General features: G+C 67.5%; 21 protein-coding genes. 17 read left to right on the top strand and 4 right to left on the bottom strand.

Annotation, left to right across the window (positions count from 1 at the left end; all coding sequences use genetic code 11):
* Positions 1-2: 2 nt before the first annotated feature.
* Both mpl and eatR read right to left on the bottom strand, forming a co-directional pair.
* On the bottom strand, positions 3-1,358 hold the full coding sequence (gene mpl / locus ACYAF3_RS16150; protein ID WP_003124067.1) for a UDP-N-acetylmuramate:L-alanyl-gamma-D-glutamyl-meso-diaminopimelate ligase: 1,356 nt from the start codon (positions 1,356-1,358) through the stop codon (positions 3-5).
* Positions 1,359-1,515: 157 nt separating this feature from the next.
* Positions 1,516-3,447 (bottom strand): sigma-54-dependent transcriptional regulator EatR, encoded by a 1,932-nt coding sequence (gene eatR / locus ACYAF3_RS16145; RefSeq protein ID WP_003114083.1) that lies wholly within the window; start codon positions 3,445-3,447, stop codon positions 1,516-1,518.
* A 338-nt stretch (positions 3,448-3,785) separates the two neighbouring features.
* Between eatR and exaC the strand changes: the two genes are divergently transcribed.
* The 6 genes from exaC to ACYAF3_RS16115 all read left to right on the top strand — a co-directional run bounded on the left by exaC (position 3,786) and on the right by ACYAF3_RS16115 (position 10,816).
* A complete protein-coding gene (exaC, locus tag ACYAF3_RS16140) occupies positions 3,786-5,306 on the top strand; it encodes an acetaldehyde dehydrogenase ExaC (protein ID WP_003118247.1) in 1,521 nt (506 codons plus the stop codon).
* Positions 5,307-5,515: 209 nt separating this feature from the next.
* A complete protein-coding gene (eat, locus tag ACYAF3_RS16135) occupies positions 5,516-6,964 on the top strand; it encodes an ethanolamine permease (RefSeq protein ID WP_016852472.1) in 1,449 nt (482 codons plus the stop codon).
* A 58-nt stretch (positions 6,965-7,022) separates the two neighbouring features.
* On the top strand, positions 7,023-8,417 hold the full coding sequence (locus ACYAF3_RS16130) for an ethanolamine ammonia-lyase subunit EutB (RefSeq protein ID WP_031756063.1): 1,395 nt from the start codon (positions 7,023-7,025) through the stop codon (positions 8,415-8,417).
* A gap of 10 nt (positions 8,418-8,427) precedes the next feature.
* Positions 8,428-9,249, top strand: coding sequence for an ethanolamine ammonia-lyase subunit EutC (gene eutC, locus ACYAF3_RS16125; protein ID WP_003114907.1), 822 nt, complete (start codon positions 8,428-8,430; stop codon positions 9,247-9,249).
* Positions 9,250-9,411: 162 nt separating this feature from the next.
* Positions 9,412-9,873: a GNAT family N-acetyltransferase gene (locus ACYAF3_RS16120; protein WP_003093235.1), complete on the top strand. Its 462-nt coding sequence runs from the start codon at positions 9,412-9,414 to the stop codon at positions 9,871-9,873.
* 49 nt (positions 9,874-9,922) lie between these two features.
* Positions 9,923-10,816, top strand: a complete 894-nt coding sequence (locus ACYAF3_RS16115; RefSeq protein ID WP_003102782.1) for a substrate-binding periplasmic protein — start codon at positions 9,923-9,925, stop codon at positions 10,814-10,816.
* On the opposite strand, the gene ACYAF3_RS16110 is transcribed toward ACYAF3_RS16115, so the two are convergent.
* On the bottom strand, positions 10,709-12,292 hold the full coding sequence (locus ACYAF3_RS16110) for a protein kinase family protein (RefSeq protein WP_023104645.1): 1,584 nt from the start codon (positions 12,290-12,292) through the stop codon (positions 10,709-10,711). The two genes, ACYAF3_RS16115 and ACYAF3_RS16110, sit on opposite strands and share 108 nt — an antisense overlap.
* A gap of 193 nt (positions 12,293-12,485) precedes the next feature.
* Here ACYAF3_RS16110 and ACYAF3_RS16105 point away from each other — a divergent pair, with 193 nt between their 5' ends.
* From ACYAF3_RS16105 to ppa, 3 genes are all read left to right on the top strand, one after another.
* A complete protein-coding gene (locus ACYAF3_RS16105; protein WP_003093241.1) occupies positions 12,486-13,151 on the top strand; it encodes a DedA family protein in 666 nt (221 codons plus the stop codon).
* A 2-nt stretch (positions 13,152-13,153) separates the two neighbouring features.
* Positions 13,154-13,984: a M90 family metallopeptidase gene (locus ACYAF3_RS16100; protein ID WP_105579329.1), complete on the top strand. Its 831-nt coding sequence runs from the start codon at positions 13,154-13,156 to the stop codon at positions 13,982-13,984.
* Positions 13,985-14,063: 79 nt separating this feature from the next.
* The gene (gene ppa / locus ACYAF3_RS16095) at positions 14,064-14,591 is read left to right on the top strand and encodes an inorganic diphosphatase (RefSeq protein WP_003093248.1); all 528 of its coding nucleotides are present in this window, start codon (positions 14,064-14,066) and stop codon (positions 14,589-14,591) included.
* 89 nt (positions 14,592-14,680) lie between these two features.
* Here ppa and ACYAF3_RS16090 read toward each other — a convergent pair whose 3' ends face one another.
* On the bottom strand, positions 14,681-15,397 hold the full coding sequence (locus tag ACYAF3_RS16090; protein WP_003093250.1) for a response regulator transcription factor: 717 nt from the start codon (positions 15,395-15,397) through the stop codon (positions 14,681-14,683).
* 194 nt (positions 15,398-15,591) lie between these two features.
* Between ACYAF3_RS16090 and mucE the strand changes: the two genes are divergently transcribed.
* The 8 genes from mucE to ACYAF3_RS16050 all read left to right on the top strand — a co-directional run bounded on the left by mucE (position 15,592) and on the right by ACYAF3_RS16050 (position 25,266).
* Positions 15,592-15,861, top strand: coding sequence for a mucoid induction factor MucE (gene mucE / locus ACYAF3_RS16085; RefSeq protein WP_003093256.1), 270 nt, complete (start codon positions 15,592-15,594; stop codon positions 15,859-15,861).
* Between the two features lie 346 nt (positions 15,862-16,207).
* Positions 16,208-16,897, top strand: a complete 690-nt coding sequence (gene aqpZ, locus ACYAF3_RS16080; protein ID WP_003102790.1) for an aquaporin Z — start codon at positions 16,208-16,210, stop codon at positions 16,895-16,897.
* A 165-nt stretch (positions 16,898-17,062) separates the two neighbouring features.
* Positions 17,063-18,064, top strand: a complete 1,002-nt coding sequence (locus ACYAF3_RS16075) for a FecR family protein (RefSeq protein WP_003110517.1) — start codon at positions 17,063-17,065, stop codon at positions 18,062-18,064.
* Positions 18,065-18,082: 18 nt separating this feature from the next.
* The gene (locus tag ACYAF3_RS16070; protein WP_003114910.1) at positions 18,083-20,383 is read left to right on the top strand and encodes a CHASE2 domain-containing protein; all 2,301 of its coding nucleotides are present in this window, start codon (positions 18,083-18,085) and stop codon (positions 20,381-20,383) included.
* A 404-nt stretch (positions 20,384-20,787) separates the two neighbouring features.
* Entirely contained in the window at positions 20,788-21,714 is a 927-nt protein-coding gene (locus tag ACYAF3_RS16065; RefSeq protein WP_003118243.1) for an ABC transporter ATP-binding protein, read from the top strand.
* Positions 21,711-22,445: an ABC transporter permease subunit gene (locus ACYAF3_RS16060; protein WP_003118242.1), complete on the top strand. Its 735-nt coding sequence runs from the start codon at positions 21,711-21,713 to the stop codon at positions 22,443-22,445. Before ACYAF3_RS16065 ends, ACYAF3_RS16060 begins: the two co-directional genes overlap by 4 nt.
* Positions 22,446-22,454: 9 nt before the next feature.
* A complete protein-coding gene (locus ACYAF3_RS16055) occupies positions 22,455-24,257 on the top strand; it encodes a GldG family protein (protein WP_003118241.1) in 1,803 nt (600 codons plus the stop codon).
* Position 24,258: 1 nt separating this feature from the next.
* Complete coding sequence (locus ACYAF3_RS16050; protein WP_003114913.1) at positions 24,259-25,266, top strand: DUF4340 domain-containing protein; 1,008 nt, start codon at positions 24,259-24,261, stop codon at positions 25,264-25,266.
* Positions 25,267-25,362 lie beyond the last annotated feature (96 nt).

The raw sequence follows: 25,362 nt of genomic DNA, 5'->3' as shown, positions 1-25,362 counted from the left end.
CCTCACTCGGCCAGCGCCGCGGCCAGCTTGCCGTGCAAGCCGCCGAAGCCGCCGTTGCTCATGATCACCACTTGCGCGCCGGGCCTGGCCTGCTGGCGCACCTGCTCGATGATCGCCTCCAGGGTATCGCAGACCTGCGACGGTATCGCGCATTGCGCGGCGGTGGCGGCCAGGTCCCAGCCCAGGTTCGGCGGCGCGTACCAGAGCACCTGGTCGGCCTGGCGCACGCTGTCCGGCAGGCCGTCGCGATGAGCGCCGAGCTTCATCGAGTTGGAACGCGGCTCGACGATGGCGATCACCTGGGTATCCGCGCCAACCTGCTTGCGCAGGCCGTCGAGGGTGGTGGCGATGGCGGTCGGATGGTGGGCGAAGTCGTCGTAGAGGGTCACGCCCCGGACCTCCGCGACCTTCTCCATGCGCCGCTTGACGTTGCGGAACTCGCTGAGCGCTGCCGCGCCCTGGCTGGGCACCACACCGACATGGCGCGCCGCCGCCAGGCTGGCGAGGGCGTTGGCGACGTTGTGCAGGCCGGTCAGCGGCCAGTCCACCTCGCCCTGGACGATGCCGTCGAACAGCACCTCGAAGCGCGAGCCGTCCTCGGCGAGCAGGCGCGCCTGCCACTGGCCGCCTTCGCCGGTGGTCTGCACCGGGGTCCAGCAGCCCATCCCGAGTACGCGCTCCAGGGCTTTCTCGGCGCTCGGGCGAATGATCAGGCCCTCGCCCGGCACAGTGCGCACCAGATGGTGGAACTGCCGCTCGATGGCCGCGAGGTCGGGGAAGATATCCGCGTGGTCGAATTCCAGGTTGTTCAGGATCGCCGTGCGCGGGCGGTAATGGACGAACTTCGAGCGCTTGTCGAAGAAGGCGCTGTCGTACTCGTCGGCCTCGACCACGAAGAACGGCGTACCGCCCAGGCGCGCCGAAACCCCGAAGTTCTGCGGCACCCCGCCGATCAGGAAGCCCGGGCTCATGCCGGCGTGCTCCAGAACCCAGGCGAGCATGCTGGTGGTGGTGGTCTTGCCGTGGGTACCGGCCACCGCCAGCACCCAGCGTCCTTGCAGCACGTGGTCGGCCAGCCACTGCGGGCCGGAAACGTAGGGCAGGCCCTTGTTCAGGACATGCTCCACCGCCGGATTGCCGCGCGACAGGGCGTTGCCGATCACTACCAGGTCCGGCGCCGGCTCCAGGTGGGCCGGATCGTAGCCCTGCATCAACTCGATGCCCTGGGCTTGCAGTTGGGTGCTCATGGGGGGGTAGACGTTGGCGTCGGAACCGGTCACCCGGTGGCCCAGTTCCTTGGCCAGCACGGCCAGCGAGCCCATGAAGGTCCCGCAGATGCCGAGTACGTGGATGTGCATGCAGACTCCTGCAGATCAAGCCGTCGAAGGCGCTGTGAATGGGCGGCAGATTAGCACAGCGGAGGCGCCGGCCGCCCGGCGTCGCGGCATCAGACGACGCGGCGTCGGCGGGGTTCCCGCCGGCCTCGCGGCGGCCCGCCTGGAGCCGTCCCGCCCGTCAGGCCTGGCCGCGCACCAGGCCGTGCCGGCGCAGCTTGCGATACAGGGTGTTGCGGCTGATCCCCAGTTGCTCGGCCACCCGGCTCACGTGCCAGCGCTGGCCGTCCAGCGCCGCCAGCAACGCGGCTCGCTCGGCGTCGTCCAGGCTGTTGCCCGCGGCCGGGGCGGGCGCCGCTGCGGCGGGCGGCAGCGCCGCCAGGGCCTGGCGGATATCCGCGGGCAGGTCGCGCAGGCCGACCCGGCCGTCCTCGCAGAGTGCCACCAGGGTCCGCAGCACCGTGCGCATCTGCCGGACGTTGCCCGGCCAGCGGTAGGCCAGCAGGCCCTGGCGAACCTCGCCGTCGAGCTGGATGCGCTGGCCCCTGGCCTCCTCGGCCAGCAGGTAGTCCAGCAGCTCCTCGCGGTCGCTGCGCTCGCGCAGCGGCGGCAGGCTCACGACCATGCCATTGAGGCGGTAGTAGAGATCCTCGCGGAAGCGTCCATCGGCGACCAGCCCGGCCAGGTCGCGGTGGGTAGCGCTGATCAGGCGCACGTCGACATCCTCCGGCTCGCCGCCCAGCGGTACCACCCGGCGCTCTTCCAGCACCCGCAGCAGGCGGGTCTGCAAGGCCAGCGGCATGTCGCCGATCTCGTCGAGGAACAGGGTGCCGCCGTCAGCCTGCTGCAACTTGCCGCGCATGCCCTCCTTGCGCGCGCCGGTGAAGCTGCCGCCGCGATAACCGAACAGTTCGCTCTCGATCAGGGTTTCCGGGATCGCCGCGCAGTTCAGCGCGACGAACGCCTGTTCCGCGCGCGGGCCGGCCAGGTGCACGGCCTTGGCGAAGGCCTCCTTGCCGGAACCGGTCTCGCCGTTGAGCAGCAGCGGCACGTCGCGCGCGTAGACCTTCAGCGCCCGGCGGAAATCGGCGGCCAGCTCGGCGTCGCCCAGGCACAGGCCGGGCGCGGCAGGCGCCGGCTTCGCTGCCGTGGGCACCGCCAGGGCCTGGGGTATCGCCCGCGGCGCGCCGCGCAGCATGGCGTACAGGGTCCGTCCCTCGCGGGTGCGCAGCGGCCAGCTGGCGCTGGGTTGCTGCGAGGCGCGACCGAGCAGGTCGTCGAGACGGCAATCGAAGAAGGTCTCCACCGGCTGGCCGAGCAGGCGCTGGCGCGGACAACCGAGCAGGTTCAGCGCGCTCTGGTTCACCGCGCGGATCCGCCCGTCTTCCTCGAAGGCCAGCAGCCCTTCGCTGAACAGGCCGACATAGTCGCCCTGGACATGGAAGCGCAGCAGCCAGGAGCCCTCGAAGCGACGGAGGAAATAGCAGCCCTCGATGATCTTCGCCGACAGGTTGACCAGCGCCATGGTGTGGAACTGGCTCTGCCGCGAGACTTCCTGGCGCGCCGAAGACACGTCGAGCACCGCCATCAGCTCGCCCTGCGGATCGAACACCGGGCTCGCCGAGCAGGTCAGGCCGGTGTGGCGGCTACGGAAGTGCTCTTCCTGCTGGATGGTCAGGGCCTGCCGCTCGACCACGCAGGTGCCGATGCCGTTGGTGCCTTCGCAGGGCTCGCTCCAGTCGGCGCCGAGCCAGAGGCCGGCGTGTTCGAAGGTCTGGCGCTGGGCGTCGGCGTTGACGCAATTGAGGATCACCCCGCGGGCATCGGTGAGCAGTACCGCGTGGTCGTTGCCGGAAAGCTGCTGGTAGAGGCTGTGCATCTCGCCATCGGCGATCTCCAGCACCTGTTGCAGGCGCTCGCGGCGTTCGAGCATGCGCGCGTGCTCCAGCACCATCGGCGCCATCGGCTGGCCGGGATCGAGATGGTGCTGTTCCAGGCAGCGCAGCCAGGAGCGGGCGATGGACGGATCGGTCGCAGGGCCGCCCGGCGGGATCTTGCCCTGGGCGACGGTCAGCACTTGCCGCGCGTGGCGGCTCATGGAACTGGCAGGCATTGTTATGGTTCTCCGCGAGGGACGGGCCGTCTCTTGCCTGGGCGCGGTGGATCGGTCCGCGACTCTCCGGACGGCTATCGGTGCAGCATCCAACAGGCCGGGGCGCAATGCAACGACGGACTGACCGATGAGTCATGCGCTGCGCCGAAAACGGTACAGAGTGTCACTCACGAGCGTCCCGCCCGCGTGACAGGGAGCGTTCGCAAGCTCCCCTGCGAAACCTCCAGGACGCTCTACTCCGGGCCTTTCGCCACTCTGGCCCGGCCCTTGCTCCAGGCTTACGACAAGCGCGACAGCGCGTCCTCCCCTAATAAGCACAAGAGCCAGGAGATACCATCATGCGTTACGCCCATCCCGGTAGCGAAGGCGCCATCGTTTCCTTCAAGGCCCGCTACGGCAACTACATCGGCGGCGAGTTCGTGCCTCCGGTCAAGGGCCAGTACTTCACCAACACCTCGCCGGTGAACGGCCAGCCGATCGCCGAGTTCCCCCGTTCCACCGCCGAGGACATCGACAAGGCCCTCGACGCCGCCCACGCCGCCGCCGACGCCTGGGGCCGCACCTCGGTGCAGGAGCGCTCGAACATCCTGCTGAAGATCGCCGACCGCATCGAGCAGAACCTGGAACTGCTCGCCGTCACCGAGACCTGGGACAACGGCAAGGCCGTGCGCGAGACCCTCAACGCCGACATCCCCCTGGCCGCCGACCACTTCCGCTACTTCGCCGGCTGCATCCGCGCCCAGGAAGGCTCCGCCGCCGAGATCAACGACAGCACCGTGGCCTACCACATCCATGAGCCGCTGGGCGTGGTCGGGCAGATCATCCCGTGGAACTTCCCGCTGCTGATGGCCGCCTGGAAGCTGGCCCCGGCGCTGGCCGCCGGCAACTGCGTGGTGCTCAAGCCGGCCGAGCAGACCCCGCTGGGCATCTGCGTGCTGCTGGAACTCATCGGCGACCTGCTGCCGCCGGGCGTGCTCAACGTCGTCCAGGGCTTCGGCAGGGAGGCCGGCGAGGCCCTGGCCACCAGCAAGCGCATCGCCAAGATCGCCTTCACCGGTTCCACCCCGGTCGGCTCGCACATCCTCAAGTGCGCGGCGGAGAACATCATTCCCTCCACCGTCGAGCTGGGCGGCAAGAGCCCGAACATCTATTTCGAAGACATCATGCAGGCCGAGCCGGCGTTCATCGAGAAGGCCGCCGAGGGCCTGGTGCTGGCCTTCTTCAACCAGGGCGAGGTGTGCACCTGCCCGTCCCGCGCGCTGGTCCAGGAGTCGATCTACCCGGCGTTCATGGAAGAGGTGCTGAAAAAGGTCAGGGCGATCAAGCGCGGCGACCCGCTGGACACCGAGACCATGGTCGGCGCCCAGGCTTCCCAGCAGCAGTACGAGAAGATCCTCTCCTACCTCGACATCGCCCAGCAGGAAGGCGCCGAGCTGCTCGCCGGCGGCAGCGTCGAGAAGCTCGAAGGCAACCTGGCCAGCGGCTACTACATCCAGCCGACCCTGCTCAAGGGGCACAACGGCATGCGCGTGTTCCAGGAGGAAATCTTCGGCCCGGTGGTCGGCGTCACCACCTTCAAGGACGAAGCCGAGGCCCTGGCCATCGCCAACGACACCGAGTACGGCCTCGGCGCCGGCCTCTGGACCCGTGACATCAACCGCGCCTACCGCATGGGCCGCGGGATCAAGGCCGGTCGCGTGTGGACCAACTGCTACCACCTGTACCCGGCCCACGCCGCGTTCGGCGGCTACAAGAAGTCCGGCGTCGGTCGCGAGACGCACAAGATGATGCTCGACCACTACCAGCAGACCAAGAACCTGCTGGTGAGCTACGACATCAACCCGCTGGGCTTCTTCTAGTAGGACCCCGGACCGGCCGCGACCGCTCTTTCCCGGAGCGGTCGCGCCGGCTCGTGAAACACGCCGCCGAGGCTGACGGCGGCGCCCCTTCCACCTCCTCGCCAGGCCGATTGCAGAGCGGCTGGCATAGCTATTGCCTGCGTTCACCACGTACAGCACACCACCGGGAAAACCGGGGTCGATAACAACAAGATTGAGGTGAAAAACCCATGTCCCTCGAACAAACCGGCCATGCGCCCACAACTTCCGGGGTCGACTTCGAAAGCGTCGACGCCGACTACTTCCAACACCGTCAACTGAAGAAAGGCGCCGCCGGCTGGGTCCTGCTGGTCGGGCTCGGCGTCGCCTACGTGATCTCCGGCGACTACGCCGGCTGGAACTTCGGCCTGGCCCAGGGCGGCTGGGGCGGGATGTTCCTCGCCACCCTGCTGATGGCTACCATGTACCTGTGCATGTGCTTCTCGCTCGCCGAGCTGTCTTCGATGATCCCTACCGCCGGCGGCGGCTACGGCTTCGCCCGCAGCGCCTTCGGGCCCTGGGGCGGCTTCCTCACCGGCACCGCGATCCTCATCGAATACGCTATCGCCCCGGCGGCCATCGCCTGCTTCATCGGCGCCTACTGCGAGTCGCTGTTCGGCGTCGGCGGCTGGCTGATCTACCTGGTGTTCTACATCGTATTCATCGGCATCCACATCCTCGGCGCCGGCGAGGCGCTGAAGCTGATGTTCGTCATCACCGCGGTGGCGGCCATCGCCCTCGGCGTGTTCATTGTCGCGATGGTTCCGCACTTCGACTCGGCCAACCTGTTCAACATCCCGCAGACCGCGGCGACCGGCGCCAGCAGCTTCCTGCCGTTCGGCTATGTCGGGGTCTGGGCGGCGATCCCCTACGCGATCTGGTTCTTCCTCGCCGTCGAAGGCGTGCCGCTGGCCGCCGAGGAAACCAAGAACCCCAAGCGCGACCTGCCGCGCGGACTGATCGGCGCCATGTTGGTGCTTCTCGCCTTCGCCGCACTGATTCTGGTCGTCGGTCCCGGGGCCGCCGGAGCCAAGGAGCTGATGGGCTCGGGCAATCCCCTGGTGGAAGCGCTGGAGTCGGCCTACAAGGGTTCGACCTGGATGAGCCAGTTCGTCAACCTGGTCGGCCTGGCCGGGCTGATCGCCAGCTTCTTCTCGATCATCTATGCCTACTCGCGGCAGATCTTCGCCCTCTCCCGCGCCGGCTACCTGCCGCGCAGCCTCTCGCTGACCAACCGCAAGAAGGCGCCGGTACTGGCCCTGGTGGTGCCGGGGGTGATCGGCTTCGGCCTGTCGCTGACCGGCCAGGGCGACCTGCTGATCCTGGTCGCGGTGTTCGGCGCGACCATCTCCTACGTGCTGATGATGGCCGCGCACATCACCCTGCGCATCCGCCGCCCGGACATGCAGCGCCCCTACCGCACCCCTGGCGGCATCCTCACCTCCGGCGTAGCCCTGGCGCTGGCCTGCGTCGCGGTGGTCGCCGGCTTCCTGGTCGACCCGCGGGTCGTGGTCGGCGCGGTGGCGATCTACGCTGTACTGATCGGCTACTTCGCCCTGTACAGTCGGCATCACCTGGTGTCCGGCACCCCGGAAGAAGAGTTCGCCGCGATCCAGGCGGCGGAACAGGACCTGCGCTGAGAGCGACAACGACAAAGCCCGGCCCGCCGCATGGCGAGGCCGGGCACTGGAGACACACATGGCACGTTTCACCCATAGCGTCGGCGGCGAAACCTACCGCTTCGACAGCCTCAAGGACGTGATGGCCAAGGCCAGCCCCGCGCGCTCCGGCGATTTCCTCGCCGGCGTCGCGGCGAGCAACGACGGCGAGCGGGTCGCCGCGCAGATGGCCCTGGCCGACATCCCGCTCAAACACTTCCTCGACGAGGCGCTGATTCCCTACGAGGACGACGAGGTCACCCGCCTGATCATCGACACCCACCAGCGCGACGCCTTCGCCCCGGTGTCCCATCTCACCGTCGGCGGCTTCCGCGACTGGCTGCTCGGCGACGCCGCCGACGAGGCCAGCCTGCGCGCCCTGGCTCCGGGCCTGACGCCGGAAATGGCAGCGGCGGTATCGAAGATCATGCGTGTCCAGGATCTGGTCCTGGTGGCGCAGAAGATCCGCGTGGTCACCCGCTTCCGCAACACCCTCGGCCTTCGCGGCCGGCTCTCCACCCGCCTGCAACCGAACCACCCGACCGACGACCCGGCCGGAATCGCCGCGAGCATCCTCGACGGCCTGCTGTTCGGCAATGGCGACGCGATGCTCGGGATCAATCCTGCCACCGACAGCATGGTCTCGATCTGCGCCCTGCTGGAGATGCTCGACGCGATCATCCAGCGCTACGAGATTCCTACCCAGGCCTGCGTGCTGACCCACGTCACCAGCTCCATCGAGGCGATCAACCGCGGCGTGCCGCTGGACCTGGTGTTCCAGTCGATCGCCGGCACCGAGGCGGCCAATGCCAGCTTCGGCATCAGCCTGAAGATCCTCCAGGAAGGCTACGAGGCCGGGCTCAGCCAGAAGCGCGGCACCCTCGGCAACAACCTGATGTACTTCGAGACCGGCCAGGGCAGCGCGCTCTCGGCCAACGCCCACCACGGCGTCGACCAGCAGACCTGCGAGACCCGCGCCTATGCGGTGGCTCGTCACTTCAAGCCGTTCCTGGTGAACACCGTGGTCGGCTTCATCGGTCCCGAGTACCTGTACAACGGCAAGCAGATCATCCGCGCCGGCCTGGAAGACCACTTCTGCGGCAAGCTGCTCGGCGTGCCGATGGGTTGCGACATCTGCTACACCAACCATGCCGAGGCCGACCAGGACGACATGGACATGCTCCTGACCCTGCTGGGCGTCGCCGGGATCAACTTCATCATGGGCATTCCCGGCTCCGACGACGTGATGCTCAACTACCAGACCACCTCCTTCCACGACGCCCTCTATGCGCGCCAGACGCTGGGCCTGAAGCCGGCGCCGGAATTCGAGGACTGGTTGCAGCGGATGGGAATCTTCACCCAGGCCGACGGGCGCATCCGCTTCGGTGACGAGTTACCGCCGGCGTTCCGCCAGGCCCTGGCGCAACTGGCCTGAGGAGATGCCGATGAACGACAAGCACCTGCCCGACGCCAGCGCCGAGAACCCCTGGCTGCCGCTGCGCCAGCTGACCCCCGCGCGGATCGCCCTGGGCCGCACCGGCACCAGCCTGCCGACCCGCCCGCAACTGGACTTCCAGTACGCCCACGCCCAGGCGCGCGACGCCGTGCACCTGCCCTTCGACCATGCGGCCATCAGCGACGGCCTGCGCCAGCGCGGCCGCGACAGCCTGCTGCTGCACAGCGCCGCCGCCGACCGCCACGTCTACCTGCAACGCCCGGACCTCGGCCGGCGCCTCGACGAGGCCTCGGTGCAACGCCTGCGCGAACACGCCGCCGGCTACGACGGGCAGATCGACCTGGCCATCGTGGTCGCCGACGGCCTCTCCGCGCTGGCCGTGCAGCGTCACACCCTGCCCTTCCTCGAACGCCTGGAGGAACAGGCGCTGGCCGAAGGCTGGTCGCTGTCGCCGGTGGTCCTGGTGGAACAGGGACGGGTGGCGGTGGCCGACGAGATCGGTGAATTGCTGCGGGCGAAGATGAGCGTGATCCTGATCGGCGAGCGTCCCGGCCTCAGCTCGCCGGACAGCCTCGGCCTGTACTTCACCTGGGCCCCGCGGGTCGGCCTCACCGACGCCTATCGCAACTGCATCTCCAACGTCCGCCTGGAAGGCCTCAGCTACGGCATGGCCGCGCACCGCCTGCTCTACCTGATGCGCGAGGCCTGCCGGCGGCAGCTTTCCGGGGTCAACCTGAAGGACGAGGCGGAGGTCCAGGCGCTGGACGGCGAGGCTCCGCGCACCGGCAACTTCCTCCTGGCGAGGGACTGAGCCTCCCGGCCGAAGGATGGGCCGGCGCGCGTCGCCCCTCCTTCGGCCGATTCAAACGTTCGCTTGGATTGCGCTTTCCAGGGAGATTGGGCAGCATCGAAGCGTTGCTGGCATGCAGCCTGCATCGTCCCGGCAGCCCCTTCCCGCAATGCGAGGCCCGTCATGCGAATCGTGCAAGCCACCCTCGAACACCTCGACCTGCTGGCGCCGCTGTTCGTCAAGTACCGCGAATTCTACGGCATGCTCTCCTACCCCGAGTCCTCGCGGAAATTCCTCGAGAAACGCCTGCGCCGCAAGGAATCGGTGATCTACCTGGCGCTGGCCGACGAAGAAGACCGGCTGCTCGGTTTCTGCCAGCTCTATCCGAGCTTCTCCTCGCTGTCGCTCAAGCGCGTCTGGATCCTCAACGACATCTACGTCGCCGAGGAGGCGCGCCGGCAACTGGTCGCCGACCACCTGCTGCAACACGCCAAGCAGATGGCCCGGGAAACCCATGCGGTGCGCATGCGTGTCTCCACCAGCGTCGACAACGAGGTAGCGCAGAAAGTCTACGAGTCGATCGGCTTCCGCGAAGACCAGGAGTTCAAGAACTACACCCTGCCGATCAGCGACGAACTAAGCTGAAGACAAAGGCACGGCACCTCCCAACCGATCGCTCAGAGCAGAGGCATCCATGGGTTCGCGCACCTGGCACTGGCCCGGCGTCCTGCTCGGCCTGCTCCTCGCCACGGCCGGCGCGCAGGCCGACACCCTGCGCGTGGCGACCCTCGACTGGGCGCCCTACGTCGGCCCCGACCTGCCGGGCAAGGGCCTCGCCAGCCGCATCCTCGACGAAGCCCTGGCCCTCGACGGGCACCGCGCCGAACTGGTGTTCCTGCCCTGGCAACGTGCCCTGAAGGAAGCCGCCGAGGGGCGCTTCGACGCTCTCATGCCGGCCTACCTGTCGCCCGAGCGGCGCGAACTGTTCCACGCCACCATCCCCCTGCTCGACTCGCAACTGGGCTTCTTCCGCCAGCGCGAGCGCCTGCTGCCGGTCAATCCCGCGCATCTGGAAAGCCTGCGTCCGTACCGCATCGGCGTGGTCCGCGGCTACGTCAACCGGGAGGATTTCGACGCCGACCGCAGCCTGACCAAGGACGCGGTGACCAACGACTGGCAGAACCTCGAGAAGCTCCTGCGCGGGCGTATCGACCTGGCCGTGGTCGATCGCTACACCGGCTACCACCTACTGGCGCGCAACGTGCCGGCGCTGAAGGATCGCCTGGTGTTCATCGAACCGCCGCTGGAGGTCAAGCCGCTCTATGTACTGGTGCCGAAAAGACACGCCCGCGGCGCCGCCCTTGCCGCCAGCCTCGACCGCAACCTGCGCCTGATGCGTCGCAGCGGCCGGCTGGAACAACTGATCGCCGAAGCACACCTCGAACGCAGCGGGCAGACCCGCACGCTGGCCGTCGATCCGTTAACCGGCCAGGCCGACCAGCAGCGCAGCCCCGGCCAGGAGCAGGACCAGGGCCAGCACGCCCCGTTGCAACCGGCGTGGCGCGAAGACCCGCTGGGGATGCGCTAGCGGCTTCTGCAAGGCCAGCCAGAATTCCGACAACGCTTCGAAGCGCGCCTCCGGACGCGGCGCCAGGGCCCGCGCCAATACCCCATCCCAGCCGACCGGCAGGTCCGCCTGACGCTCGCCCAGGGGCTCGTAGCGGCATCCGCCGTCGCTCTCCGGGCAGGCGATCGACGGCCAGCGACCACAGAGCAGCCAATAGAACAGCGCCGCCAGGGCGAACTGGTCGGCCCGGCCATCGATCGCCTCGCCGCGACGCAACTCCGGCGCCAGCGGCACGCTGTCCGCAGGCAGCGCCTGGCGCGCCACCCCCGGCAGGATCGCCGCCGCCTCGGGGAGGAACAGCAGGCGCCCGCCCTCGTCCAGCAGGATCTGCCGCGGCGCCAGCCACAAGCCCTGTACGCCGCGCCGCTGCAAGGCGCGAACCGCATCGATAAGTTGCTCCAGGAGGACCAGCGCGCATTGCGGTTCCAGCGGCAGGTGCGCTGGCGCCCAATCCAGCAGGCTGCGCATCGGCCAGCGCGGCGGAGCGAACAACTGGAAGGCATGACGACGCAACCGGGGCGACGACAATACTCGCGGCAGGCTCTCCGCACGGCAGCGCCGCAATGCCCATTCGCGCTGCCAGAACGCTTCGTCGGCATCGACCGCCGCGAGCAGCAGCAACGCCTCGCGTCCTTGCTCGTCGCAGGCGCGAAATAGCCGCCCGGGTGGGCCGAACGCGCAAGCTGCCTGCAAGGTCCAGCCATCCACGCAGTCGCCGGGGCACGCCGCGCCCAGCGCTGGCCAGCCGGTATGCCGTGGCGCCGCCGGGGCGCCCTCGAGCGCCCCCGGCAAGACCAGCGCCACCGCCCCCGGCGCATGCAGCAACGGCTGCAGCACGCCCTCCAGACGCCCCGTGGCCAGCCCCGCACAACGCTCTCCGAGGGCGCGCAGGTCGGCCACTTCGAGCAGCGGCTGGGGCGCCAGCAACAAGGGCTCGCCGGCCACCTGGGTCAGGTTGTGCTGGACCAGCGCCAGCTCCGCGCTGCTACCCAGCGGCTGGCCGCTCCCTCCCAGGCGCTGCAGGCTGCCCTGGCGATAACGCAGCAGGCCGACGGCGCCGCACTGGAGAAAGTGCACGCCTCCGGCATGGACCAGCAGCAACCCCGCCGCCAGCTCGAGCACGCCCGGCTCGCCTTCGCGGCGCCGGCGATAGAGCTGCATGTTCAGCGAAGCCAGGACCTGCCGCGCCGCCTGCGCTTCCGGCCAACCCTCGGGGGTACAGGCGTAGTCGGCGAACAGGGCGTCGAGATGGCCTTCGATGGCCTGCACCACGTTGGCGCAACCGCGTCCCCAGAGCAGCGCCAGGAGAAACGCCGGAGCCCGTCCGGGGCGAGGCGCGAGCCATTCGGCGCGAACCCGCGCGGCCTGCCCCGGGAGGTCGCGCCCGGCGCCCAGGGCGAGACTGAGCGGTGGCTGGGCAAAAGGCTGGAGTGTCATCGCACGCCCTTCCCTGCTAGAAATTTCTCCTGTTCTTGCAGACTTTATGCCGACCAATTTCGGAAAAATTACCGAAACATCCTGCAATCAGTGGTTTTGCCGGGATCGCGACAAACAGCCCCCCACCCATCCGGACGCCCCCCTATAATGGCGGCCCTCTGCCGCTCAACGCGTTGTCTCCGCAGGTTGCTCAATGGACTTCAACCCAATCGATCTGATTCTCCACCTGGATACCTACCTGGCCATGCTGGTCAGCAACTATGGCGTCTGGATCTACGCCATCCTGTTCCTGGTGATCTTCTGTGAAACCGGCCTGGTGGTGACTCCGTTCCTCCCCGGCGACTCGCTGCTGTTCATCGCCGGCGCCATCTGCGCCACCGGCGGCATGGACCCATGGCTGCTCGGCGGGCTGCTGATGGTCGCGGCGATCACCGGCGACAGCACCAACTACGTGATCGGCCGGACCCTCGGCAAGCGGCTGTTCAGCAACCCCGACTCGAAGGTATTCCGCCGCGACTACCTCGACCGCACCCATGAGTTCTACGAACGCCACGGCGGCAAGACCGTGACCCTGGCGCGCTTCCTGCCCATCGTGCGGACCTTCGCGCCCTTCGTCGCCGGCATGGCGAAGATGCACTACCCGCGCTTCGTCATGTTCAGCGTGGTCGGCACCGTGGCCTGGGTCGGCGGCCTGGTGACCCTGGGCTACTTCTTCGGCAACGTGCCGTTCATCAAGAAGAACCTGTCGCTGCTGGTGATCGGCATCATCCTGCTGTCGCTGCTGCCGATGATCCTCGGCTTCATTCGCCATCGCCTGCAGGCGAGCGCCGCCAAACAGGCCAAGGCCCAGAGCGACTGAGCATGTGGTCGTTCCGCGCCTGGCGGCGCCGGCGCCTGCTGGCACGCCACCCGGTGGCCGAAGAGTTCTGGCAGCGGGTACGCCGGCACCTGCCGATCCTCGACGGCCTGGACGCCGACGAGGACCGCCGCCTGCGCGAGCGGGCCGTGCTGTTTCTCGCCGACAAGCACCTGACCGCACTCGCCGGCGTCGATCTCGACGACTTCGGCCGCCTGCTGCTGGCGGCGCAGGCGCAACTGCCGCTGTTGCACCTGCCGGAGCTGAACTGGTACCAGGGCTTCCACGAACTGGTGCTGTATCCCGACGATTTCGTCAGCCCGCAGAAACACCGCGACGCCAGCGGCGTAGTCCATGAGTTCGACGACGAACGCAGCGGCGAGACGTCCCTGCAAGGGCCGGTGGTCCTGGCCTGGCCCGGCGTCGTCGGCGGGGGTGGCTGGGATGCCTACAACCTGGTGATCCACGAACTGGCGCACAAGCTGGACATGCTCAACGGCGACGCCAACGGCCTGCCGCCGCTGCACGCCGGCATGCGCATCGGCGACTGGGCGAGCGCCATGCAGGCCGCCTACGACGAGATGAACGCCCTGCTCGACCGCGACCCCGACGCGCAGACCGCCATCGACCCCTATGCGGCGGAAGATCCGGCGGAGTTCTTCGCCGTTACCAGCGAGTATTTCTTCACCGCCCCGGATCTCCTCCACGAGGCCTATCCGGCGGTATACCGGCAGCTCCAGTTGTTCTACCGCCAGGACCCGCTGCAACGCCTGCGCCGCCTGCAGGCCGGGCATCCGGACTACCGCGAGGCGGCGGGCGACACGACTAACGGCTGAATGCCGGTACATGGCATCGACAACCGAATATGCCTATAATCGCGGCCTCTTTTTTGGCCAGAAACCTCTGGAGTCACCCATGAGCTACAGCAAGATCCCGGCCGGCAAGGACCTGCCGAACGACATCTACGTCGCTATCGAGATTCCGGCCAACCATGCGCCGATCAAGTACGAGATCGACAAGGACACCGACTGCCTGTTCGTCGACCGTTTCATGGCCACCCCGATGTTCTACCCGGCCAACTACGGCTTCATCCCGAACACTCTGGCCGACGACGGCGACCCGCTGGACGTGCTGGTGGTGACCCCCTATCCGGTCGCTCCCGGTTCGGTGATCCGCGCGCGCCCGGTTGGCGTCCTGCACATGACCGACGAGGCAGGCGGCGACGCCAAGCTGATCGCCGTGCCGCACGACAAGCTGAGCGTCCTGTACAAGGACGTGAAGGAATACACCGACCTGCCGGCCCTGCTGCTGGAGCAGATCAAGCACTTCTTCGAGAACTACAAGGATCTCGAGAAAGGCAAGTGGGTCAAGGTCGAAGGCTGGGGCAACGCCGACGCCGCCCGCGCCGAGATCACCAAGGCCGTGGCCGCGTTCCAGAAGTAAGCGCGCCTCGCCGAAAAGAAGCCCCGCAGCCGCGGGGCTTTTTCATTCTCCCTCGCCGACCGCCAAGGTCGGTCTCGCCCCCGCGCCGCTCAGTCGACCGTCGCCACGCTCTCCAACCGATATCCGTAGCCGTAGATGGTCAGCAACTGCCAACCACGCTCGGCGGTCAGGCCAAGCTTGTTGCGCAGGCGATAGATGTGCGTATCCAGCGGCCGCGAGGACAACACTTCCTCGTGGGGCCAGAAGCGCTCGTAGAGATATTCCCGCGATAACGGCCGTCCCAGGTTGGCGAACAGGCAGCGGGCCAGGCGGTATTCGCGCTCGGTCAGGCTGATCGGCGCGCCGGCCCGGGTCACGGTCAGCTCGGCATCGTCGAAGCTGAGGTCGTTGAAAGTCTGCACCTCATGCTGCGCGGGACGCGTTCCCCCGTGGCGACGCAGCACGGCGGCTACCCGCGCCTTCAGTTCGTTGGGCCGGAACGGCTTGCTGACATAGTCGTCGGCGCCGCTGTTCAACGCCTGCACGATGTCCTGTTCGGCGTCACGGCTGGTCAGCATGATCGCCGGCGGCGGCGCATCCAGATGCTCGCGGCTCCAGCGCAGCAATTGCAGGCCGCTGAGGTCCGGCAACTGCCAGTCGAGGATCAGCAGGTCGAAGGTTTCCCGCTTGAGCTGCTTGAGCAGGTCCTCGCCACGGGCGAAACGGTGCACCGTCCAGGCCTGTTCGCCCTGCGCGGGTATCTGCTGCAAGGTCTGCTCGACCCGGTCCAGTTCGGCCGACTCGTCGTCCAGTATCGCGACACGCATAAAAGCTGGTCCTGTTCAATCGGGCTAACGCCCCTTTTTCGCTCCAGGAACGGCGAATTACGTACAAATCTGAAGAATTGTGACGAATCTCTCTGGTCGCGACCAGCCCTTGATAGCCTGATTCCAAATAGCCATTAAGCGGGACGAAGAGCCCGTGAGCCAGCGCCAGCCTGACCTATCAAGGAGTCGTAGCCATGGGTTTCCGGCCAGTTAGCCAACGTTTGCGTGACATCAACCTGCAGGCCCTCGGCAAGTTTTCCTGCCTTGCCCTGGTCCTCGGCCTGGAATCGGTGAGCCATCCGGCCGGTCCGGTCCAGGCCCCATCGTTCAGCCAGGGCACCGCCAGCCCGTCCTTCGCCACTCCGCTCGGCCTCGACGGCCCGGCCCGCGCCAGGGCCGAGATGTGGAACGTCGGCCTGTCCGGCGCCGTCAGCGTGCGTGACGAGTTGCGCTGGGTGTTTTGAACGCGACGAATCTGAAATAGCGCGGAAGAATCTGAAGAAATATGGCAAATCTCACAGCAGACAAATCGCGCTTGGTAGATTTCCAACCGCTGAGTAGGCCAAGGAGCAAATGGATTGCTCCGACACAGGGATGTGTAAACCCGCTCCGGCGGGCCGTGGGACGAGACCACTCGAACCACAGTCAGGGGTCGGTGACGGACGATCGCCCCAGGCAACCGAGCCAATCCCCCCAGGGCTGGCTTCGACACACGGATGTGTCATCTCCCCTTCCTTGTTCGAATCATCCCCTCCCGCTATCCGGACGCCTCGATCCGCGTCCCACCCTGGATCTGAAAAGGACCTCATCATGAAGCAATACGGAGCAGAGTTCTTCGGCACCTTCTGGCTGGTATTGGGCGGCTGCGGCAGCGCAGTGCTCGCCGCCGGCGTACCGGAACTGGGAATCGGCTACCTCGGCGTGGCCCTGGCGTTCGGCCTCAGCGTGCTGACCATGGCCTATGCCATCGGCCCGATCTCCGGCGCCCACCTGAACCCCGCGGTATCGGTAGGCCTGTGGGTCGGCGGGCGCTTCCCGGCCAGCCAACTGCTGCCCTATGTCGTCGCCCAGGTCCTCGGTGGCCTCGCCGCCGGCGGCGTGCTGTACCTGATCGCCAGCGGCAAGGCCGGCTTCGACCTGGCCGCCGGCTTCGCCTCCAATGGCTACGGCGAACACTCGCCGGGCGGCTACTCGTTGCAAGCCGCGCTGGTCAGCGAAGTGGTACTTACCGGCATGTTCCTGCTGATCATCCTCGGCGCCACCTCCAAGCGCGCGCCGCAGGGCTTCGCGCCGATCGCCATCGGCCTGACCCTGACCCTGATCCACCTGATCAGCATCCCGGTCACCAACACCTCGGTGAACCCGGCGCGCAGCACCGCGGTCGCCCTGTACGTCGGCGACTGGGCGGTTTCCCAGCTGTGGCTGTTCTGGGTCGCGCCGATTCTCGGTGCGGTACTCGGCGCCCTGGCCTATCGCCTGATCGGCGACAAGAACGACTGAACCGAAGCGCCTGGCCCAACCGCCAGGCGCTGCGGCCGAGGAAACGACAAGGGAGCCTGCGGGCTCCCGATGTCGTTGCAAGGATTGCGAAACCGGCGCCCGATCAGGCAGATTGCAGCCTGACCGGACCGCCAGCGATACCTGACCCGCCGCCCAGTGAAGCCTATGACAGCCCTCGCCCTTACTTCCCGATCCCTCTTTCCGGCTTGCGCCGCCCTGGCGCTGGGCGGACTGTTGACGCTGCTCGCCGGCTCCGTCGCGGCCGCGCCGGCCAAGACGAAACGGCCACCGTTCATCGAGCAGGGCGAAACGTGCCTGCCCCAGCCGCTCCCCGCCAGCGTGCTCTATCTCGCCGGCGACGCCTGGAAGCTCGACGCCAAGGGCAACCAGACGCCCCTGGAAGAAGGCATGGACATCGACGAACTGGAAGGCGTCAAGACCTCTCCGACCGCCTTCGTCAGCCTGCTGCTCGGCGACGGCAGCCGCATCGTCCTGCCCTCCAGCTCGGAAGTCACCCTGCACCTCGACGAGGACACCGGCATTCCGCAGATCGCCCTGCGCGCGGGGCAGGTCGAGTCCTATGTCCTGAAGAGAAAGAGCGATCACGACCGCTTCCAGGTGTTGACCCCGGTCGGCGTACTGGGCGTGCGCGGTACCCACTTCCGCGCCCGCACCGAAGACGGCCAGGCGCTGACCGAAGTGCTCGACGGGCGCGTCGCGGTGAACCGCGAGCTGACCAGCGACGACCTGCCGCTCAACGGCAGGCGCCCGGCCCGCAAGGCGGCGCAGGCCGAGCCGGACGAGGACGTGCTGGTCGACGCCCGCCGCGGCCTGAAGGTCAAGCCGCAGGGCAAGCTGACGCCGGTGGACCTGCTACCCGCCCCGCAATTGCGCGGCCAGGGCGGCGAGCACGGCGAGTCGCCGGTTTGGAAGCTCTATCTTGCCCCGCTGCACGGCGCCAAGCGCTACCGTGCCCAGGTAGCCAGCGATCCGGACTTCCTGCGCATCCAGCAGGAGCGTTTCTCGAGCACCCCGGAAGTCAGTTTCAGCGGACTCAAGGCGGCCTTCTACCACGTCCGTCTCTCGGCCTTCGACAACGACGGCCTGGAGGGCGAGACCAGCGTCTACGACATTCTCTACTACCCGCGAGGCGGCAGTGCCCGATAGGGCGCCGGGGCCTCGCCGATGAAGGCGCTCGACCGCCAGGACGAGCCCAGCCAGGCGCAGCGGCTGTTCCGCGGCCTGGTGCGCGAATGGCTGCTGGTCAGCCTGCTGCTCCTTCCGCTCACCGCCCTGCTTTCGCTGAGCAGCGGCCTGCCGCTGAACAACCTGCTCTACGACCGCCTGCGCAACCTCGCCCCGCTGGCCGTCGATCCGCGCATCCTCGTCGTCGCCATCGACGACCGTAGCCTGGAAAGCCTCGGTCGCTGGCCCTGGCCGCGCAGCGTCCACGCCGAGCTGCTGGATCGCCTGGCCGCCGCCGGCGCACGCAGCGTACTGCTCGACGTGATCTTCAGCGAACCCTCCTCCAATCCGGACAGCGACCGCCAGTTGGCAAGATCGCTGTGCCGGGCCGGCAACGTCCTCCTGCCACTGCTGCGCGAAAGCGTGCCGCGCTACGGCGAACCGCCACGGGAGATACCGCCGACCGCGCCGCTGGCCGGCTGCGCCGCCGGCATCGGGCATATCAACGTCGAAGCGGACAGCGACGGCACGGTGCGCAGCGTCTACCTGCGCGAAGGACCGCTCGGCCAGCCGCGCCCGCTGCTCGCCTGGCAAGCATTCGCCGATGCCGGCGCCATGCCCATGCCCGGCCTCGACGACATGCGCAACCTGCCCGGCTGGCAGCGTGACCACGCCATCCGCATTCCCTTCATCGGTGCCGACGCGGGCTTCCCCAGCGTGCCCTACGTCAGCGTGTTGCGCGGCGAGGTGCCAGACAGCCTGCTGCGCGACCGCCTGGTCCTGGTCGGCGCCACCGCGCCGGGCCTCGGCGACCGCTATGTCACCCCGCTGTCGGCCAGCCTCGGCACCACGCCGGGGGTGGAGATCCAGGCCAACATTCTCAACGGCCTGTTGCAGCAGCGCACCGCCGTCGACCTGCAACCCTGGCTCGCCGCCCTGCTCTCCGCCGCCAGCGTAGCGCTGCTGCTCGGCCTGATGCTGTTCCGCTCGCGCCACGCCTTGCTCCTCACCCTGGCCTGCGCGGCCCTGGCCCTGGGTCTTTCCTGGGCGCTGCTGCTCAACGGCTGGTGGTGGTCGCCGCTGGCCAGCCTGGTCGGCCTGCTGCTGGCCTACCTGATCTGGAGCTGGCGCCGGCTGAACGCGGTGCTCGCCTACTTCGGCTGGGAACTGGCGCGCCTCGACCGCGAGCCCAAGGTGCTGCCCGAGCGGGCCAGCCCCCCGCGCGCCGGCAACGATCCATTGCAGAACCGCATCGCCGCCCTGGAGCAGGCGGTCAGCCGCACCCGCGACAGCCGGCGGTTCATGGCCGACGGCCTGGAAGGCCTGCCGGTGGCGACCCTGATCTGCGACCCGCAGGGGCAGATCCTGCTGGCCAACCGCAAGGCACGCGACCTGTTCGGCGGCGAGCTGCGCGGCGCCGAACTGCGCCAGCGCCTGGCCGAACTCGGCCATCCGAGCCTCGCCGGTGGCGCCCGCCCAACGCTGGAAACCCTGGAAGCCATCGAGTTCCGCGACCACCGGGAACGCGACCTGCGCCTCGACCTGGCGCGCCTGCTGCCGGTCGAAAGCGAAACCGCCATCGGCTGGCTGGTGAGCCTGATCGACCTGAGCGCCGAACGCGATGCCGAGCGCCAGCGCGCCACCCTCCTGCGCTTCCTCTCCCATGACCTGCGCGCGCCGCACTCGGCGATCCTCGCCCTGCTCGACGTCCGCCCCGCCGAGGACGAAGCCGGCCAGCAGGTCTACCGACAGATAGAGCAGCAGGTCCGTCGCGCCCTGGGCCTGACCGACGCCTTCGTGCAACTGGCCAAGGCCGAATCCGACGCCTACCGCTTCGAAGCGTGCATGTTCACCATGTTGGCGATGGACGCCGCCGACCAGCTCTGGCCCCTCGCGCAACAGAAAGACATCGACCTGCGGCGCGACTGGGACGACGAGCAGGAACCGATGGTCTGGGCCGACCCCGGCCTGCTCACGCGCGCGCTGTTCAACCTGCTGGAGAATGCGGTCAAGTACAGCCCGGCGGGGACCGTCGTCAGCCTGAGCATCCGCCTCGAAGGCGACTGGCTGAGCTGCCGGATCGTCGATCAGGGCAAAGGTATCGCGGCCGCCGAACTACCGCGCCTGTTCAGCCAGTACCAGCGCTTCGCTTCCGCCGAGGGCAGCGCCGGCCTGGGCCTGGGGCTGGCCATGGTCAAGACGGTGATCGACCGGCACGGCGGCAGAATCGGCTGCCAGAGCCAGGTTGGCCAGGGCACCACTTTCGAGATTCGCCTTCCGCTGCTGAAAGGCGAGGAATAACCGCTACTGGCGGAAGTCGGGTTTTCCTCCAACTTGCATTGGTCTCGAAGTTCGGAAGATCCAGGCGGCCGGGCTATTCCGCTTCCCGTCTATCGAAACGGCAACTGCCTTCCCTCGTGAAACTCCGCAGGGGGAATCGACGCGTCCCCAACATAGGCACCAGCGAGCGCGACATGGCCGCGTTCCCACAGCGGAACCAAGGCGCTGCGCCAGCTACAGGGCTGCCCTGGAAGTCTCGATAACTTCCATCTTTTAACGAGAGTTCGTAGGAAGTTTCCCAACAATATAAGTAACTAATCTTAAAAAGAGCCCACTGGAAAAACCAGCCAATAACTCCCGGTAATCTACCGCGCTCATGCGATCCCCTACGCATATCAGCAAACGGCTCAACTTCCAGTGAAACCATGATCGACATAGACAGACTGAGCAAACGCTTTTCCGGCCGGACGGTGGTAAACGACTTGAGCTTCCGCATCGACCGGGGAGAGATCGTCGGTCTCCTCGGCCCCAACGGAGCGGGCAAGTCGACCACCCTGAAGATGCTTTCCGGCTTCCTCGCGCCGAGCGCCGGCAGCGTACGCATCTTCGGCTTCGACATGCAGGACAAGGCGCGCCAGGCACAGAAGCTGATCGGCTACCTGCCGGAGAACGCTCCCAGCTACGGAGAAATGACGGTCGAGGGCTTTCTCGCCTTCGTCGCGTCCATCCGCGACTACAGCGGACGGGAAAAACGTCGGCGCATCGACAGCGCCATGGACTGCATGGAGCTGCGGGATGAGCGCAGGAGCATCATCGAAACCCTGTCCAAGGGCTTCAAGCGCCGCGTCGCGCTGGCCCAGGCGATCCTCCACGATCCCGAGCTGCTCCTGCTCGACGAGCCCACCGACGGCCTCGACCCGAATCAGAAGCACCAGGTCCGGCAACTGGTGAAGAACCTCTCGGAAAGCAAGATCGTGGTGATTTCCACGCACATCCTCGAGGAAGTCTCGTTCATGTGCAGCCGCGCCCTGGTGATCAACGGCGGCCGCCTGCTGGCCGACAACACCCCGGGCGAACTCAGGACCCGCAGCCGCTACCACCATGCCGTCAGCCTCAGCATCGAAGCACCGGTAGACCCGCTGGCCATCGCCATGCTCCCCGGCGTCGCCGGTATCGAAGGACGCCCCGACCGGGCCGGCACCCTGACCATTCTGGCCCGCCCCGGCGCGCAGATCCTTCCCGCGCTCAACCGCCTGATCCACGGCAGCGGCTGGCGGGTATCCGGGGTGCGTACCGAACACGGCCAACTGGAAGAAGTGTTCCGCCAACTGACCCGAGAAACCCCCGCATGACCGCCATCGGCACCATTTTCAGACGCGAGCTGGGCAGCTACTTCGCCACGCCGCTCGCCTATGTGTTCACCCTGGTATTCCTCGTCCTCTCCGGCGTGGCCACCTTCTACCTGGGCGATTTCTTCGAGCGCGGCCAGGCCGACCTGGCGCCGTTCTTTTCCAGCCTGCCCTGGCTCTACCTCCTGCTGATCCCCGCGCTGGCCATGCGCCTGTGGGCGGAGGAGCGCAAGTCCGGCTCCATCGAGATGCTGATGACCCTGCCCGTCTCCCGCGCCACCCTGGTCACCGGCAAGTTCCTCGCGGCCTGGTTCTGCGCCGGGCTGGCGTTGCTGCTGACCTTCCCGATGCCGCTGACGGTGAACTACCTCGGCTCGCCCGACAACGGCGCGATCATCGCCGGCTACCTGGCCGGCTGGCTGCTGTCCGGCGGCTACCTGGCCATCGGATCCTGCATGTCGGCGCTGGCGAAGAACCAGATCATCGCCTTTGCCCTGACCGTTCTCGTCTGCCTGCTATTCGTCGGCGCCGGCACTCCCCACGTACAACAGGCGCTCTCCGGCTGGCTTCCGCAATGGCTGCTGGACGGCATTGCCTCGCTGAGCGTGCTGGTCCGTTTCGAGGCGCTCGGCCGGGGCGTGCTCGACGTCCGCGACCTGGCCTACTTCTGCAGCCTGATCGTCGCCTGGCTGGTGGCCACCACCATCATCATCGACCTGAAAAAGGCGGCGTAGGAAACACCCATGAAACGAACCCTGTACTCGGGCGTCGGCCTGCTGCTGGTCGGCCTGCTGTTCCTCGCTTTCAACCTGCTGTCCAGCCTGCTGCTGCGCGACCAGCAGTTCGACCTCACCCAGCAGAAGCTCTACACCTTCAGCGCCGGCACCCAGGAAGTCCTCGACAGTCTCGACGAACCGCTCAACCTCTACCTGTTCTTTTCGAAAAGCCGCGCCAGTGACCTACCTGCCCTGCGCAACTACGCCCGCCGCGTCGAGGAAGTGCTGGACCTCTATGCACGGCGGAGCCATGGCAATGTCCGATTGTTCGTGATCGATCCCCTGCCATTCTCCGACGACGAGGACCGTGCCGCGCGCTTCGGCCTGCAGGCGCCGCCCATCGGCCCGAATGGCGAAGCCATCTACTTTGGCCTGGCGGCCACCAACCCGACCGACGGCCTCCAGGTGATCCCGTTCTTCTCGCCGGAAGAAGAGCCGCTTCTGGAATACGATCTCAGCCGCCTGGTCCAGGCACTCGCACAGCGGGAACGCACGGTAGTCGGCCTGATGAGCTCGCTGCCGATGACCGGGCAGGCGCCCACCGACGGGCAGCCGGGCAGCAGGCCCTGGGCGATGATGGACAAGCTCTACCAACAGTTCGACATCCGCACCCTGGGGCTCGCTTCGACGGAAATCCCCGCCGACGTCTCGGTGTTGATGCTGGTGCACCCCAGGCAATTGTCCGAACAGACCCAATACGCCATCGACCAGTTTGTCCTGCGCAGCGGCAAGCTGCTGGCCTTCGTCGACCCTCTGAGTCTCGCCGATGCAGACGGCGGGAAAAGCTCCGACCTGGCCCCGTTGCTGCGCTCCTGGGGCGTCCAGTTGCGGCCGGATACCCTGCTGGCGGATGCCTCGTTCGCCATGATCAAGCCCAACGCCGAACGTCGCCCGGAGCGCAATCCGACCTGGCTACACCTCCCCGGCGACACGTTCCCCCACGACAACGTGCTGACCACCGGCCTGGAAAGCCTCAACCTCGCCAGCGTCGGCCTGCTCGAACCTCTCGGCGGAGCCTCGACGCGCTTCATTCCGTTGCTGCACAGCTCGGCGCACAGCATGCCGCTGTCGCTGGAACGCTTCCGCCAATCCTCGACGGAGCAGCTCAACGCCACCCTGGTCCCGACCGGGGAACGCTACGTGCTGGCCGCCAAGGTCGAGGGGCCGGCGACGAGTGCCTTCCCTGCGGACCGCGGGAAGCAAGGCGAAGGCCTGAGCGACAGCGCGAACATCCATGTGCTGTTGGTCGCCGATACGGACCTGCTGAGCAATCCGCTCTGGCTCCAGGAACAGCCCGGCCACAACGAGCCGCAGGTATGGGCGGACAACGACCTGTTCGTCGGCAATGCCCTCGACTACCTCTCCGGTTCGGACGCGCTGATCGACCTACGCTCGCGAGGCCATACGAAGCGCCCGTTCACCCGCGTGGAAGCGCTCCGCCGCGAGGCCGGGCTGCGCGCCCAGGAACAGCTCAACGCGCTGCAGCAAAGCCTCAACGACACCGACAGGAACCTGCGCACCTTGCAGCAATCGATGGACGCCGGCGACCAGGAGGTGACTCCGGAAATGGAAGCGACGCTGCGCCGCTTCATCGATGACAAATTGCGCATCCGCCAGCAACTGCGTCAATTGCAGTTCCAGCTGAATGCCGATGTCGAGCGCCTGGGGGAACAGGTGAAACTGGCCAATACGGTCCTGCTGCCGGCACTGCTCACCCTGTTCCTCCTGCTGCATTGGAGTTGGCGCAGCATGCGCCGGAGGAGGGGCTGACATGCGCCTGCGTAACGTAGCGGGACTCGCTCTCGCCCTGGCGCTGTTCGCCGGAATCTTGGGCTGGCTCCACGAACGGCAGCAACCGCCCGCGCAACCGCCTGCGAGCCGCGCCTGGCTGCCAGGGCTGAAACCGCACCAGGTGACCGCGCTGTGCATCGCCACCCCCGGCCAACCGACGATCCGCGCCAGGCGCGATGGCAAGGACTGGATGCTCGCCAGCAAGGACGGCTATCCCGCCTCGGGGGAAACCATCCGGCAGCTGTTGCGCAGCCTGGCCGACGCGCGCCTGCTGGAGGAAAAGAGCGCCTCGCCGGAAAACCGCGAACGCATGGGACTCTCCGACCAGGGCAAGGGCCAGGCCAGCCGGATCACCCTGGAGCGCGGCGACGCGCCGCCGCTGGTCCTGTTGCTGGGCAAGCGCACCTCGCAGGGCGGGCAGTTGGTCAGGCAGGCCGACGATGAGGGGGCCTGGCTGATCGACCGAACGGTCGGCCTGCCGGTCAACGACCTGGCCCTGCTCGACCCTCGGTTGACCGACCTGCCATTCGAACAGTTGCGCGAACTGACCCTGTCCTATGGCAACGGCGTACGGCTGAACATTTCCCGAGCCAGTGAAAAGGACGATGGCATCCGCCTGCGACAGTTCCCATCCAGGCCACAGTTGATGGGCGAGGCGGAAGCCGAGCAGGCCGCACGCCTGTTCGCTGCGCTCAGGCTGCTGGAGGTCGCGCCGGCCAAGGCCTCGCGGCAAAAACCGCTGCTGACCTTCACGCTCAAGAGTTTCGCCGGCGGCACGCTGCAGGGCCAGCTTCTGGAACTGGAGCGCCAGTACTGGTTGCAACTGACCGACAGCAAGGGCTTCGCCGACGGGCAGGTCTCAGCCGTCAAGGGTTGGCGCTACCGCGTGGAGGGTCTGAGTCCGGATACCGCTCCCGCGCCCCAGCCACCCAAGGCATCGCCGGTGAAGCAAAGCAAGCCGGCCAAGCCCTCGTCGCCCAAGTGCTGAGCGCTCTCGCCAGGCGCCGCTCGCAGCCGGCGAAATAGAGCCCCGCGGGATGCTGGGCAGGACTGGCCGAGTTTGCTAGAGTAGCGCTTCCTTCAC

This window comes from Pseudomonas sp. TZ252 (assembly GCF_056110345.1).
Note: the sequence above shows the minus strand (reverse complement) of the source record. Positions and strands in the feature narration are given on the sequence as shown.